This window comes from Lactobacillus sp. CBA3605, from assembly GCF_002970915.1.
In the GTDB taxonomy this organism is placed as follows: domain Bacteria; phylum Bacillota; class Bacilli; order Lactobacillales; family Lactobacillaceae; genus Lactiplantibacillus.
Map to the genome: position 1 here is coordinate 481,206 of NZ_CP027190.1, position 14,688 is coordinate 495,893.

General features: G+C 44.6%; 11 protein-coding genes and 2 rRNA genes. 1 reads left to right on the plus strand and 12 read right to left on the minus strand.

What is annotated here, in order from left to right; genetic code table 11:
• Positions 1–39: 39 nt before the first annotated feature.
• The 5 genes from C5Z25_RS02480 to C5Z25_RS02500 all read right to left on the minus strand — a co-directional run bounded on the left by C5Z25_RS02480 (position 40) and on the right by C5Z25_RS02500 (position 6,597).
• Positions 40–2,960 (minus strand): 23S ribosomal RNA (locus C5Z25_RS02480).
• Positions 2,961–3,166: 206 nt separating this feature from the next.
• Positions 3,167–4,740, minus strand: a 16S ribosomal RNA gene (locus C5Z25_RS02485).
• Together the 16S and 23S rRNA genes form the textbook arrangement of a ribosomal RNA operon.
• Before the next feature lie 362 nt (positions 4,741–5,102).
• Positions 5,103–5,483 carry a hypothetical protein gene (locus tag C5Z25_RS02490; protein ID WP_105451182.1) on the minus strand — a complete coding sequence of 127 codons (381 nt, stop codon included), beginning with the start codon at positions 5,481–5,483 and terminating at the stop codon, positions 5,103–5,105.
• Positions 5,480–5,884: a CvfD/Ygs/GSP13 family RNA-binding post-transcriptional regulator gene (locus C5Z25_RS02495; RefSeq protein ID WP_105448684.1), complete on the minus strand. Its 405-nt coding sequence runs from the start codon at positions 5,882–5,884 to the stop codon at positions 5,480–5,482. The genes C5Z25_RS02490 and C5Z25_RS02495 overlap by 4 nt, the downstream gene beginning before the upstream one ends.
• Positions 5,885–6,012: 128 nt before the next feature.
• The gene (locus tag C5Z25_RS02500; RefSeq protein WP_105452831.1) at positions 6,013–6,597 is read right to left on the minus strand and encodes a peptidylprolyl isomerase; all 585 of its coding nucleotides are present in this window, start codon (positions 6,595–6,597) and stop codon (positions 6,013–6,015) included.
• A 178-nt stretch (positions 6,598–6,775) separates the two neighbouring features.
• Between C5Z25_RS02500 and C5Z25_RS02505 the strand changes: the two genes are divergently transcribed.
• Positions 6,776–7,432: a VTT domain-containing protein gene (locus C5Z25_RS02505; RefSeq protein ID WP_105451183.1), complete on the plus strand. Its 657-nt coding sequence runs from the start codon at positions 6,776–6,778 to the stop codon at positions 7,430–7,432.
• A 55-nt stretch (positions 7,433–7,487) separates the two neighbouring features.
• Here the strand turns inward: C5Z25_RS02505 and C5Z25_RS02510 are convergent, their stop codons facing one another.
• The 7 genes from C5Z25_RS02510 to C5Z25_RS02540 form a co-directional block, all read right to left on the minus strand.
• Complete coding sequence (locus C5Z25_RS02510; RefSeq protein ID WP_105451184.1) at positions 7,488–8,129, minus strand: TIGR01906 family membrane protein; 642 nt, start codon at positions 8,127–8,129, stop codon at positions 7,488–7,490.
• Positions 8,113–8,904 (minus strand): TIGR01457 family HAD-type hydrolase, encoded by a 792-nt coding sequence (locus tag C5Z25_RS02515; protein ID WP_105451185.1) that lies wholly within the window; start codon positions 8,902–8,904, stop codon positions 8,113–8,115. The genes C5Z25_RS02510 and C5Z25_RS02515 overlap by 17 nt, the downstream gene beginning before the upstream one ends.
• A gap of 15 nt (positions 8,905–8,919) precedes the next feature.
• Complete coding sequence (locus C5Z25_RS02520) at positions 8,920–9,555, minus strand: YutD family protein (RefSeq protein WP_105451186.1); 636 nt, start codon at positions 9,553–9,555, stop codon at positions 8,920–8,922.
• A gap of 16 nt (positions 9,556–9,571) precedes the next feature.
• The gene (locus C5Z25_RS02525; RefSeq protein ID WP_105451187.1) at positions 9,572–10,957 is read right to left on the minus strand and encodes a bifunctional metallophosphatase/5'-nucleotidase; all 1,386 of its coding nucleotides are present in this window, start codon (positions 10,955–10,957) and stop codon (positions 9,572–9,574) included.
• A 68-nt stretch (positions 10,958–11,025) separates the two neighbouring features.
• Complete coding sequence (locus C5Z25_RS02530) at positions 11,026–11,634, minus strand: metallophosphoesterase (RefSeq protein WP_105451188.1); 609 nt, start codon at positions 11,632–11,634, stop codon at positions 11,026–11,028.
• 129 nt (positions 11,635–11,763) lie between these two features.
• The gene (locus C5Z25_RS02535; protein ID WP_105452832.1) at positions 11,764–13,146 is read right to left on the minus strand and encodes an amino acid permease; all 1,383 of its coding nucleotides are present in this window, start codon (positions 13,144–13,146) and stop codon (positions 11,764–11,766) included.
• A 334-nt stretch (positions 13,147–13,480) separates the two neighbouring features.
• Entirely contained in the window at positions 13,481–14,677 is a 1,197-nt protein-coding gene (locus tag C5Z25_RS02540; RefSeq protein ID WP_105451189.1) for an acetate/propionate family kinase, read from the minus strand.
• Between the last annotated feature and the right edge of the window lie 11 nt (positions 14,678–14,688).

The window sequence follows — 14,688 nt, forward strand, 5'->3', positions numbered from 1 at the left end:
ATCAAATTGTATTTTTCATCTTACCGGAACACCAATTACTTGGTTAAGTCCTCGACCGATTAGTATTAGTCCGCTTCACACGTCACCGTGCTGCCACTTCTAACCTATCTACCTGATCATCTTTCAGGGGTCTTACTTCCATAAAGGAATGGGAAATCTCATCTCGAGGTGTGTTTCACACTTAGATGCTTTCAGCGTTTATCACATCCATACGTAGCTACCCAGCGATGCGCCTGGCGGCACAACTGGTACACCAGAGGTATGTCCATCCCGGTCCTCTCGTACTAAGGACAGATCCTCTCAAATTTCCTACGCCCGCGACGGATAGGGACCGAACTGTCTCACGACGTTCTGAACCCAGCTCGCGTACCGCTTTAATGGGCGAACAGCCCAACCCTTGGGACCGACTACAGCCCCAGGATGCGATGAGCCGACATCGAGGTGCCAAACCTCCCCGTCGATGTGGACTCTTGGGGGAGATAAGCCTGTTATCCCCAGGGTAGCTTTTATCCGTTGAGCGATGGCCCTTCCATACGGTACCACCGGATCACTAAGCCCGACTTTCGTCCCTGCTCGACCTGTCTGTCTCGCAGTCAAGCTCCCTTGTGCCTTTACACTCTGCGAATGATTTCCAACCATTCTGAGGGAACCTTTGGGCGCCTCCGTTACTCTTTAGGAGGCGACCGCCCCAGTCAAACTGCCCACCTGACACTGTCTCCCACCACGCTAAGTGGTGTGGGTTAGAGTGGTCATACAGCGAGGGTAGTATCCCACCAACGCCTCCACCGAAACTAGCGTTCCGGTTTCTATGGCTCCTACCTATCCTGTACAAGCTGTACAAACACTCAATATCAAGCTACAGTAAAGCTCCATGGGGTCTTTCCGTCCTGTCGCGGGTAGTCCGCATCTTCACGGACAATATAATTTCACCGAGTCTCTCGTTGAGACAGTGCCCAGATCGTTACGCCTTTCGTGCGGGTCGGAACTTACCCGACAAGGAATTTCGCTACCTTAGGACCGTTATAGTTACGGCCGCCGTTTACTGGGGCTTCAATTCTGAGCTTCGCCGAAGCTAACCCATCCTTTTAACCTTCCAGCACCGGGCAGGCGTCAGCCCCTATACGTCATCTTACGATTTTGCAGAGACCTGTGTTTTTGATAAACAGTCGCCTGGGCCTATTCACTGCGGCTGATCTTGCGATCAGCACCCCTTCTCCCGAAGTTACGGGGTCATTTTGCCGAGTTCCTTAACGAGAGTTCACTCGCTCACCTTAGGATTCTCTCCTCGACTACCTGTGTTGGTTTGCGGTACGGGTAGTTAAATACTCACTAGAAGCTTTTCTCGGCAGTGTGACATCAGACGCTTCGCTACTAAATTTCGCTCCCCATAACAACTTGTCCTTAAATTGATAAGCATTTGACTCATCAAAAGACTTGTTGCTTGGACATCCTAATCCAACAGGATGCACATCTTAGCCTACTGCGTCCCTCCATCGTTCAAACGCATTTAACTAGTACAGAAATATCAATCTGTTATCCATCGTCTACGCCTCTCGGCCTCGACTTAGGTCCCGACTAACCCTGGGAGGACGAGCCTTCCCCAGGAAACCTTAGTCATTCGGTGGATGGGATTCTCACCCATCTTTCGCTACTCATACCGGCATTCTCACTTCTAAGCGCTCCACAAGTCCTCACGATCTTGCTTCACCGCCCTTAGAACGCTCTCCTATCACGTGACCTAATGGTCACATCCACAGTTTCGGTAGTATACTTAGCCCCGGTACATTTTCGGCGCAGAATCACTCGACTAGTGAGCTATTACGCACTCTTTAAATGGTGGCTGCTTCTGAGCCAACATCCTAGTTGTCTGTGCAACTCCACATCCTTTTCCACTTAGTATACATTTAGGGACCTTAACTGGTGATCTGGGCTGTTCCCCTTTCGACGGTGGATCTTATCACTCATCGTCTGACTCCCGGATATGAATCAATGGCATTCGGAGTTTATCTGAATTCAGTAACCCAAGACGGGCCCCTAGTCCAAATAGTGCTCTACCTCCATGATCCTTCATCCGAGGCTAGCCCTAAAGCTATTTCGGAGAGAACCAGCTATCTCCAAGTTCGATTGGAATTTCACCGCTATCCACACCTCATCCCAGCAATTTTCAACTTACACGGGTTCGGTCCTCCAGTGCGTTTTACCGCACCTTCAACCTGGACATGGATAGGTCACCTGGTTTCGGGTCTACAACCTCGTACTAAAAACGCCCATTTCAGACTCGCTTTCGCTACGGCTCCGACTTTTAAGTCTTAACCTTGCACGGGATCGTAACTCGCCGGTTCATTCTACAAAAGGCACGCCATCACGCATTAACGCGCTCTGACTTATTGTAGGCACATGGTTTCAGGAACTATTTCACTCCCCTTCCGGGGTGCTTTTCACCTTTCCCTCACGGTACTGGTTCACTATCGGTCACTAGGGAGTATTTAGCCTTGGGAGATGGTCCTCCCGGATTCCGACGGAATTTCACGTGTTCCGCCGTACTCAGGATCCTGAACTGAGAACGTTTAATTTAATCTACTGGGCTATCACCATCTATGGCGGATTTTCCCAAATCCTTCGACTATCAAACGTTTTGGTAACTCAAATGTTCAGTCCTACAACCCCAAAGAGCAAGCTCTCTGGTTTGGGCTGTTCCCCGTTCGCTCGCCGCTACTTAGGGAATCGAAATTTCTTTATATTCCTGCTGCTAATGAGATGTTTCAGTTCACAGCGTTTACCTCCGACTAGACTATGTATTCATCTAGCGGTAACAGTTGATTAAAACTGCTGGGTTGCCCCATTCGGAAATCTCCGGATCATAGCTTACGTACAGCTCCCCGAAGCATATCGGTGTTAGTCCCGTCCTTCATCGGCTCCTAGTGCCAAGGCATTCACCATGCGCCCTTGTTAACTTAACCTCATTTTCCTAACGGAAAATGCGATTAATGAGTTTAGCGATTTAAAACTTCTTTAAAAAACTCAAAAAACGCGGTGTTCTCGGTTTAATTATGAAAAATTATATTTGATATTATCTAGTTTTCAAAGAACAAGTTTGAGAGTTAGACCTCTCAAAACTAAACAAAGTTTCAACAATCATGTGTAAGGTTTCCGTAATATTCCTTAGAAAGGAGGTGATCCAGCCGCAGGTTCTCCTACGGCTACCTTGTTACGACTTCACCCTAATCATCTGTCCCACCTTAGGCGGTTGGCTCCCGAAGGTTACCCCACCGACTTTGGGTGTTACAAACTCTCATGGTGTGACGGGCGGTGTGTACAAGGCCCGGGAACGTATTCACCGCGGCATGCTGATCCGCGATTACTAGCGATTCCGACTTCATGTAGGCGAGTTGCAGCCTACAATCCGAACTGAGAATGGCTTTAAGAGATTAGCTTGCTCTCGCGAGTTCGCAACTCGTTGTACCATCCATTGTAGCACGTGTGTAGCCCAGGTCATAAGGGGCATGATGATTTGACGTCATCCCCACCTTCCTCCGGTTTGTCACCGGCAGTCTCACCAGAGTGCCCAACTTAATGCTGGCAACTGATAATAAGGGTTGCGCTCGTTGCGGGACTTAACCCAACATCTCACGACACGAGCTGACGACAACCATGCACCACCTGTATCCATGTCCCCGAAGGGAACGTCTAATCTCTTAGATTTGCATAGTATGTCAAGACCTGGTAAGGTTCTTCGCGTAGCTTCGAATTAAACCACATGCTCCACCGCTTGTGCGGGCCCCCGTCAATTCCTTTGAGTTTCAGTCTTGCGACCGTACTCCCCAGGCGGAATGCTTAATGCGTTAGCTGCAGCACTGAAAGGCGGAAACCCTCCAACACTTAGCATTCATCGTTTACGGTATGGACTACCAGGGTATCTAATCCTGTTTGCTACCCATACTTTCGAGCCTCAGCGTCAGTTACAGACCAGACAGCCGCCTTCGCCACTGGTGTTCTTCCATATATCTACGCATTTCACCGCTACACATGGAGTTCCACTGTCCTCTTCTGCACTCAAGTTTCCCAGTTTCCGATGCACTTCTTCGGTTGAGCCGAAGGCTTTCACATCAGACTTAAAAAACCGCCTGCGCTCGCTTTACGCCCAATAAATCCGGATAACGCTTGCCACCTACGTATTACCGCGGCTGCTGGCACGTAGTTAGCCGTGGCTTTCTGGTTAAATACCGTCAATACCTGAACAGTTACTCTCAGATATGTTCTTCTTTAACAACAGAGTTTTACGAGCCGAAACCCTTCTTCACTCACGCGGCGTTGCTCCATCAGACTTTCGTCCATTGTGGAAGATTCCCTACTGCTGCCTCCCGTAGGAGTTTGGGCCGTGTCTCAGTCCCAATGTGGCCGATTACCCTCTCAGGTCGGCTACGTATCATTGCCATGGTGAGCCGTTACCCCACCATCTAGCTAATACGCCGCGGGACCATCCAAAAGTGATAGCCAAAGCCATCTTTCAAACTCAGACCATGCGGTCCGAGTTGTTATGCGGTATTAGCATCTGTTTCCAGGTGTTATCCCCCACTTCTGGGCAGGTTTCCCACGTGTTACTCACCAGTTCGCCACTCACTCAAATGTTATATCACTCAGGTGCAAGCACCGTCATTCAACAACCAGAGTTCGTTTGACTTGCATGTATTAGGCACGCCGCCAGCGTTCATCCTGAGCCAGGATCAAACTCTCAAATTAATGATGAGTTCTAAAAAAGCTCATTTAGTACTTGATTTAAAAATTGTTTGTTTACGAATTGACTTCGCAAATGTTTGCTACCAATTCAAGAATTGATAGACCCTACACATTTGATTTGTCGAAACTTTGTTCAGTTTTCAAAGGTCTAATTTGTTGGTTGATTACCTCAACGCAACTATTACATAATATCATCTCATCTTTATCGTGTCAACAACTTTTTTCAAAAGTTGAATATTTATACAACAACGATGATTTTCAATTATACTATCGAAACGTTTTGGACTAGCTGTTTGCTAGCTCTCTCGCAGCGACAAGATATATATTATCAAGAATTAGTATGCAGGTCAACCCCTTATTTGAATTTATTTTGATAATTTTTCAAATGCAGGGGTCATATCCACTTTAACACTAGTAAATAATCCATGTAACTGACTAGCAGAAACAAAGTTTAACCCACTATTGGCAAAGGATTGACGAACATCAGCATTAACTTGCAAATGGTTAAAAACAAATAGTGCAATCTTTTCACCATCAACTTCAGCAGTGACGGAATCATATAGTCGGAGTTGGTTAACATCTATCCCAACACCATTTCTTAATTCCGATAACACTGACGCTAAGGGACTTTGCCCAGTTAGAACCGTTAAATGATAGAAGCGATACTGATTCTTTTGCTGCTGAACTAAAAAGCTCGTCCCAGTCGTATCCATATTAATAATCGTTGCCGCTACTTGCTTAGTCATGAATGGGCCTCCGTTTTCAAACGATGTAATGAGTCTTCAATCCAACCATCTAAATGAGTTGCAATTGGTTGAAAGCCATTATGGACATGGCGATTCGTCCAAAAGTGTTTATGCCGGAACGTCTTATAAATCTCTAGATCACTAGTCGTCTGGTCTGGTCGTTGTTCAACACAGCGTAACGACAAGCTGATTTTCTCCGTATATTCATCAATGTCTAAAACAACAACATCCACAGCTTGACCAACTTCTAAATAATCAGCCACGCTTTTAACATAGCCTTCATGACATTCGGAAATATGAATTAGTCCCTGATGATCAGCATCTAATGTGACAAACGCCCCATAAGGTTGAATACCAGTGACGTGTCCATGGACTTGCATGCCAATTCGATAATCGCTCATTCGTAATCCCTCCCTAAAATAAGTTATCGTCATTAAATTAATAGTCTCATGTATTATAACCTGAATCAATTGGATTTCAAAAGATATGTAAAAAGAGCGCTGCTTTCGCAACCCTCTTCTTTAAAACTTTAATCTTCAATGGTAATCGTTTCAATAACAACGTCTTTAACTGGCTTATCTTGCATACCCGTTTCAACAGCTGCAATCTGATCAACGATTGCCATGCCATCACTAACTGCACCAAAGACAGTATGATGAAAGTCAAGCCATGGTGTGCCACCATTACCATAAGCTGTGACAACTTCTTCTGGATAACCTGCTGACTTCATTTGATCAGCCATGCCAGCATCTAACTGTGGCTTTTGCACAATGAAGAATTGACTACCATTAGTATTTGGCCCAGCATTAGCCATTGATAAGGCCCCGCGCATGTTAAATACTTCTGGTGAAAATTCATCTTCGAACTGATTGCCCCACAAACTTTCGCCGCCCATGCCAGTTCCAGTTGGGTCACCACCTTGAATCATAAAGTCTGGAATAATACGGTGGAAAATAATGCCATCATAGTAACCTTTTTTCGCTAGCCCAACAAAGTTCTCAACACTTTTAGGTGCTTGTTCTGGGAATAATTGTACCTTAATGTCCCCATAGTTAGTCTTAATTGTTGCTTTTGGTCCTTCGACCTTGGATAAATCTAATTGTGGATAAGCCACCAAAATCACCTGTCTTCTCTTTAGAATACTTCGATGATACAAGAGAATCCCGATAAATGCTAGTAAAGTTCGTCTAATTTCTTAACGATTTGTTTGCGATTTGTCGACACGAATAGTATTCATTAACGTTATCTGGTATGCTATATCAGAAATATTTATAACTACTTTGGAGGTACCTATGAGTTTTTTAATTGATTTTGTGCTACATATTGATCAACACTTGATCACAATCGTCAATAGTTTTGACATCTGGACGTATTTAATCCTGTTCGCCATCATCTTCATTGAAACCGGTGCGGTCATTCTCCCCTTCCTACCTGGTGATTCATTACTCTTTGCTGCTTGTGCTTTGGCAGCTAACCCCAGCTATGGCCTGCACATCTGGACCTTTGTTGGATTATTCTTAGTTGCAGCCTTAGCCGGTGACTCGTTGAACTTCTTAATTGGCCACTCCTTAGGTGAAGCACTGACCAGAACGTCGTGGTTTGGTAAACTCATTAATCAAAAACAACTGGCTAAATCTGAAAAGTTCTTTGAGAAACATGGTGGTATCACCGTAACAATTGCTCGCTTCATGCCCATTATCCGGACCTTCGTCCCCTTCGTAGCCGCTAGTAGCCGCATGGACTATCGTCAATTCATCCGCTATAACGTCATTGGCTGTCTCCTTTGGGTCGCATTATGTTGTGGTGGGGGTTACTTCTTTGGTAACATTCCGTTCGTCAAAGAGCACTTCTCCATGGTGGTCATCGGCATTATCTTAGTTTCCTTAATTCCAGCCGTTTATTCCGCCCTAAAGGCCCGCTTTGGTCAACCAACAACTAGTGATGATTAATATCTAATTCAGCAAAAAAGCACGTCACCCATTCACGGTGACGTGCTTTTTTGCTTTAATCTAAGGTTTTTAGGGCTTGCTTTCCAACTGACAAACCGTATGCGAAAGCCCATTCTAAAATTATAATGGCTAACCCAAAACACTGTAAGAAAAACGTATCCGGCAAAACAATGATGATGCGATCCAATAAGGGATCAAACAACCAATCTGAATTGCGGAACAGAACTTCATGAAAGAAAATAAAAAACTGATCAAAATTAACTGCCATGATTGCTGCTACTAATGAGGGCACCCACAGCGCAGTCTGCATAGGTAAAACTAACCGCCATAGTTGCCGTTGTCGCTTTAACCGACGCCAAAAATAATAGGTTGTCACACTAGTCACGATAAAGACGACGTAATCTAACAAAAATAAATTTTTAACATCCGCAAAATGAACCAAAGCACTAGTTGAATCCGTAAAATCAGTCATCTTTAATTGCCTGACCCACGGAAAGTTAAGGTAGGCCAACAATTGAAAATAATTCGTCATTAGCCGACCAAGCGACAGATTCACCAAAGCTCCGAGATGTTGACTCCAAGCATTGATATAATACAACCAAGTTGCATTAATGGTTAAGATAATGGTCCCACTAAGCAACCATAGGTACAATCCTAGCCATTGTAACCAATTTTTTAGCTTATTTAGCCACACCATTGTCTAAGTCCCATTCGTCCAATGAATTCACTTCATTAGTTGGCTTAATCGACTGTTGCGCCACTAATTCCGGTGTCGAAACGCCTGTATAAACCAATAATGAATCAATATCAAAGTTAATTGCTGCTGAAATGTCAGTCATATAGTTGTCCCCAACCATGACACAGTCTTGCTTGGCTAAACCGATGCGATCAACCGCCTTTTGCATAATGATGGTTTCAGGTTTACCGACATACGTCGCCCGCTGTTGCGTGGCCCGTTCAACCATCGCAATAACCGATCCGGCCCCCGGCACAAGTCCACGCTCATTAGGTAAATTAGTGTCGGCGTTCGTACCAATAAACTTTGCGCCCCGCTTAATCGCTAAAGTCGCTAATTCAAACTTATGGTAAGTCACATCATAATCCAAGCCGACAATAACGAACTTAGGCGTCGTTTCATCAAAGTAAAAGCCCTGCGACAACATCGCACCTTTTAAACCAAGTTCACCGATGACATACATCGACTTTTCACCATTTCCCGCTAAATCGTTGACATAATCAGCCGTGGCTAAGGCCGCCGTATAAACATTGGCGGGACTTACATGAATATCATGATTGTCCGCCAAGTTCGCCGCAACATCCGCTGGTGACTTCGTCGTATTATTAGTCACTAATAAAAAATCAGTTTCTGTTGCCTGCAAGCGTTCAATAAAACGCTTGGCTGCTGGAATCCGTTCCCGCCCACGATACACCGTTCCGTCTAAATCAATTAAATAACCCTTATACTTACCCAATCTAAAAAATCCTCTCTACTTCTGCCGAATGGTAAAATGCCGTTTACCGCTCGTTTGTTTAGTGGTCTGTGCTTGTCGTCCGCTGCCAGCATTAACTTTTGCAGGTGTCTGACGTTTTTCGCTGAACGGCGCCGCTTTTTGCTTCGTCGTAAAGCTCTTACTCTTATGGCGCTGCTTACTCTTACTACTACTGCGATTGCTGCGGCCGCGTGACTGGTTAGTCGTATTACCACTGCCCCGTTTGCCATGTCGGTCATCCTTACGCGGATGGCTGGTCCGTTTCGGCTTAATGACCCGTTCGTTTTTTAAAATAAAATAAGCGCAACCGAAGTTACAGTATTCATACAAATAATCCTGAACAGCCCCGATTGTTTGTGACCGCTGGACTTCTTTAGTTTCATCACGGAAAAAACCTTTTAACCGTAATTGTTCAAAGCCCCAGTCGCCCACAATATAATCATATTTATTTAAAATTGGGCTAAACCGCTCGACAAATTTATCGAGATCAAAGCCATCATGGTACTCAAAAACAATCTCAAACGGGTGTTTATTGACTTCGACATGCGTTTTATCCGTTCGCAGTCCTTGATACAGATTTCGCCGTCGTTCGGCTTGTTGTTCAGCAAGTTCATCAATATGCTCGCGATTCAAAGCGACACCACCTTTCTTATGATAACGGCCATTGGGTTCGTAAATAATCCCCGACAACCGTTCTAAACAATGCTTTAAATAAAATTTCTGTCCGACCATCAATCGTTAAGGTCGGGAAAAACGGGATGAATAAATGATGATCTAACAAAGCAATTTGATAATTTTTTGTGAAATCAACAGCCTGACCCGCCACTAATAACTGATGCTCTTGCGGCAACCATTGGAGGCCTTGATACTGAATATAGCCGAAGACTTGGCCGCGAAATCCCATGCCATGAATTTGATACTTATTCAAAAATGGCCGGGCAATTTCCATCTCGTAAACCAAGCGCCATAATGCTTGCCCCGATAAAGTGACACTAATAACATGCATGGCATGGGGTAACATCGTATGCAAGTCATTCAGATTCACCGGTCCAGCCGGCAAATCACGCATGAACAGGCCGCCATTTAGCATCCCCAATTCAGTTCCAGCATAGCTCGTAATCGCCGCTAAACCAAGCTTGGTCAAATCACTTTTATGATGCCAATGTGGTCGCAACTGTTGCGGCGACACGGCGACAACCTGTTGCGCTAATAACGCTTCGCCTTGTGCTTGCCACCCAGTAATCTCACCTGCATCCGTTGCCACTACTGGTAACGTTTTGGTTGCGACCGTATGTGCCTGACTAGCTACGACTTGGTGGTGACCGTTTAACGTAAGATTAATCTGACCGACATACTCCCCATATTTACCAGCGGCGGCAACTAAGACGCCATGATCATTTTCACCATTCACCAGTAAATGATGCGTATGACTCCCGATAATCACATCAATGGACGGAAAGTGCTTCGCTAACCAACGATCCACATTAATACCTAAATGTGACATGACTACTAATACATCATACTGACCGGCATAGGCTTGCAGTAGTTGTGGTAAACGTACCTTAACACTCGTCGGGGTCCACCCATTAAGCGGATACGTTAAAATAAACGGCGCCGTAAAGGCCAACAACATGATTCGAGTCCCAGCAGATGTCGTAATGAACTTAACCGGCTGAGCCCAGTCTGGTAGCGCGCCAGTCTGAGTAGTCGTGATATTATCTAAAACCACCTCAAAATTAGCCGCTACATATAACTGATTTAACTCCTGATGAGTCAAACCTAAGCCTTCATTATTGCCAATCGTGACCGCATCATACCCAATTTGATTCAATAACTGAACATTCGCTTGTCCACGCGTCGCTTCTGACAACGGGTGCGCCCGATCGACCGCATCACCTAAGTCTAAGGTAACGACCGTTGTTCCAGCCGCCCGTTGAAATGCCTGTTGCGCTAGTAAGTATCGGCGAATCCGTGGCCAATTTTCAAAATGTGAATGTAAGTCATTCGTATGCAAAATGGTTACTTGTTCACTCATCATCGTCGCCTCTCAATAATTATCTCTGTTAATCCTAAAGCATTCCACGAAACCGGTCAAGCACCCGACTAGTGCCGTTTAGCAAAATCAGCAGCTTTGCCAATGACCATTTGTTCAATCTCTGCTAATGATAACGGCGCACCAAAGGGCACCGAATGGTCTAGATAGGCCACTTCTGGCGTATCAACACCCACGTTTAAATTCTCTTTAACGTTAACAGCATAGTGATGAATATGCCCGTGTAGATTAATAATCTGATTAACAATACCCAACATCATTGGATAGTGGGTCATGTAATACTGCCGGTGATCATACTTAATCAAGACGCCCACATCATGGAACTCAAACTTAGGCTGCCCATTTAACTGCGGATCATGCGCCGCCAAATACTTAAAAAAGTCACGCGAATCATGGTTGCCCTTAATGAAGATAATCTTACCATGTAACTGACTTAAAATCGCTAAGACCCGTTCGTAAGATAACTTAGCCGGCCGGGTAAAGTACAAGGCAACATCACCCAAATGATAAACCGTATCTTGATCTGTCACCCGCGCATTCCAATGCGTGATAATCGCTTGATTCATCGTTGCGACATCTGGAAATAATCGCGGTGCAAAATCATTTTGACCTAACAAATCGGCATGATAAAAATGCGTATCCGAAGTAAAATATTGCATACTAGTCCCTCGTTTTTTATTAATTGACGTTAGCTTTAATTGTACCGCTTCGCCTCCTAAAACACACTGTCCTACGTTTCAGCGCACCAAAAAAGCATTTGGTTTTTAATACCAAATGCCCAATTTTTATTATTTAGTGGTCGCAAGCCGTTCCTGCACAACTTTGATGACATATAGTAAGACTAACCAAATCAAGGACGCAATAAGCGCAATTAACGTCTCAGTCTTCAGACAAAGTACCACCGCAATAAAGGCCAAGAAAATCAGAATGAAGTAATCTGAATATGGTGCCAATGGCATCTTAAATCGCTTTTTCGGTTGACGACCAGCCTGTTTGCGATAAGCCAAATGAGCGAGCACAATCGCGCCCCAGATGAAAATAAAACACGTCGTTGAAATGCTGGCAATCAGTGAAAAGACCTTCCCTGGCATAAACAAATTCAATAAAACGGCAAAACCGATAACTAACGTTGAAAACCGTAAGGCGTGTGTTGGCACCTGACGTGTTGATAAGCGCCCCATCTTTTTAGCAAACTTACCTTGACCACCATAGGTTAATGAAAATAGCATACGCCCGGTGCTGAATAACGCACTGTTACACGATGAGGCCGCCGCCGTTAACACGACAAAGTTAATAATCGCGGCCGCAGCGGTAATCCCAAGGTTCGTAAAAACTTGCACAAATGGACTATGCGCCGCTGAAAAGTACCGCCATGGATACATACACATTAAGAAGAATAATGACCCCACGTAAAATAAAATAATTCGGAGGGGAATATTATCAATGGCCTTCGGAATAACTGTTTTAGGATCTTCAGTCTCTGAAGCAGTCATCCCTACCATTTCAATCCCAATAAAGCTAAAAAGGACCATTTGAAATGAGAGAATCAACCCTTTGAGTCCATGTGGCATAAAACCACCATAATTCACTAAATTGCCTAAACCAGCATGACCAACGGGCGTCTTCACCCGAAAAATGACCATGCCAATACCAACTGCAATCAGCGCCACAATTGCCGCAATCTTAATAATTGCGAACCAAAATTCGGTTTCCCCAAAAGCCGAAACGTTGACTGAGTTCAAACCTAGTAACAAAATCAGGATGACAAACCCTGGAATCCATTGTGGCAACTTTGGAAACCAGAATTGCATATATTCACCGACAGCGGTAATTTCAGCCATCGCAATTGTGACCCAGCAAACCCAATAGGTCCAACCAGCCACAAAACCAGTCCGATCACCTAGATATTGCTTAATAAAATCAATGTAAGAATGGGTATTTAAATCAGACAATAGTAACTCACCTAAAGCCCGCATTAATAAGAAACACACCAGTCCCGTCACTAAATACGCAATTAAAATCGACGGGCCAGCTAAGTGGATGGACTGACCAGCACCTAAGAACAGACCGGTCCCAATCGTGCCACCAATCGCAATTAACTGCACATGGCGGCTTTTTAACCCGCGAGAAAGTTGCGTCTTCTCGGCAGGCTGTTGATTTTCTTTCATAATATCAGCACTCCCCTTAGCACTCATTATACGGGTCATCAGAACCGCATTCAAAAGGGCACGCTCTAGTTTTTACCGCTATTGGTATAGTCCAGTGACGGTGATTAGCGCCAATGTACGTCGCCACGGGGTCGCTTGCGTTCGACCATTTCAGCATTAGCTATGGATTATCATTGAGTCAACTAACTAACCAATTAGCATGAACAACATGAAGTCAAAGCACATTAAGATGAATAAGTTTCAATTGAATACAGCATGGCCTTAAAACGTGACCATGAAAAAACGCTGTAAAACCAATTTGGTTTTACAGCGTTACGTCTAACTCACTAGTTATCAGCTAACCTTCAGGATGACCAACACGTTCAACGTCACGCGCAATCATTAATTCTTCATCAGTTGGAATTAATACGACACGTACTTGAGCCTCATCAGCACTCAAGTCCCGTTCAACCCCACTAACCTGATTCTTAGTAGGATCAAGTTTAATGCCAAAATAGCTCAACTTATCAGCAATCCGTTGGCGCATCCGGGCATCACGTTCACCAATGCCAGCCGTGATTACGATTGCATCAACGCCTTGTAGTTCGGCAATATAACTACCAATATACTTGACGATGCGATTAACAAAGATATCAATGGCTAATTGGGCCATCGGATCATAATCGCACCGTTCTTCTAATTCCTTCATATCGGCAGAACCCGCCAGCCCCAATAATCCTGACTGCGTATTCAAAATTTTCAACATCTCATCAGAATCAGTTAACTTGAGTTTTTTCATCAAATAAACCATCAACGATGGATCCAAGTCACCAGAACGGGTCGCCATCGTAATCCCCGCCAGTGGCGTAAAACCCATTGACGTATCGATACTTTTGCCATTCTGAATCGCAGTGATGGAACTGCCCGCCCCTAAATGAACCGTGATTAACTTTAAAGCGGTCAACGGTCGGTTTAGCAAACGGGCGGCACGTTCAGCCACATAACGATGACTGGTGCCATGAGCCCCAAATTTACGGGCACCGAATTTTTCATAGTAGTCATAGGGTAGTGAATATAAATAATTCACGGCCGGCATACTCGTATGAAATGACGTATCAAAAACCGCGACGGCTGGTACATTGGGTAATACCCGCTTAAAGGCCCGAATGCCAACCGCATTAGCCGGATTATGCAACGGTGCGTATTCAGCTAAATCTTCAATCTGTTGTAAGACTTTAGCTGTAATCACAACAGAGTCTTTAAAGATTTCACCACCCGCAACCACCCGATGGCCCACGCCCGTAATTTCATCGTAGTTTTCAATAATGTGTAACTTAATAAGCTCATCTAAGATGATATTAACAGCAGTGAGATGGTTCGGTACCGTCTCATTTTCACGATATTTATGATCTAATCCATACCGAATATGAACTGGTGACTGTTTGAAGCCAATCCGTTCAATCGCCCCACTCGCAATCACCCGTTCTTGTGGCATTTCAAACAATTTAAACTTTAACGTCGAACTACCAGCATTAATTGCAATCGTTTTCCCCATACCGATTCACT

Bases quoted from the DNA above. Each gene is read 5' to 3' on its own strand.
- C5Z25_RS02530 (WP_105451188.1), bottom strand. From the start codon at position 11,634: ATGCAATATTTTACTTCGGATACGCATTTTTATCATGCCGATTTGTTA.
- C5Z25_RS02505 (WP_105451183.1), top strand. From the start codon at position 6,776: ATGAGTTTTTTAATTGATTTTGTGCTACATATTGATCAACACTTGATC.
- C5Z25_RS02490 (WP_105451182.1), bottom strand. From the start codon at position 5,483: ATGACTAAGCAAGTAGCGGCAACGATTATTAATATGGATACGACTGGG.
- C5Z25_RS02525 (WP_105451187.1), bottom strand. From the start codon at position 10,957: ATGAGTGAACAAGTAACCATTTTGCATACGAATGACTTACATTCACAT.
- C5Z25_RS02510 (WP_105451184.1), bottom strand. From the start codon at position 8,129: ATGGTGTGGCTAAATAAGCTAAAAAATTGGTTACAATGGCTAGGATTG.
- C5Z25_RS02495 (WP_105448684.1), bottom strand. From the start codon at position 5,884: ATGAGCGATTATCGAATTGGCATGCAAGTCCATGGACACGTCACTGGT.
- C5Z25_RS02540 (WP_105451189.1), bottom strand. From the start codon at position 14,677: ATGGGGAAAACGATTGCAATTAATGCTGGTAGTTCGACGTTAAAGTTT.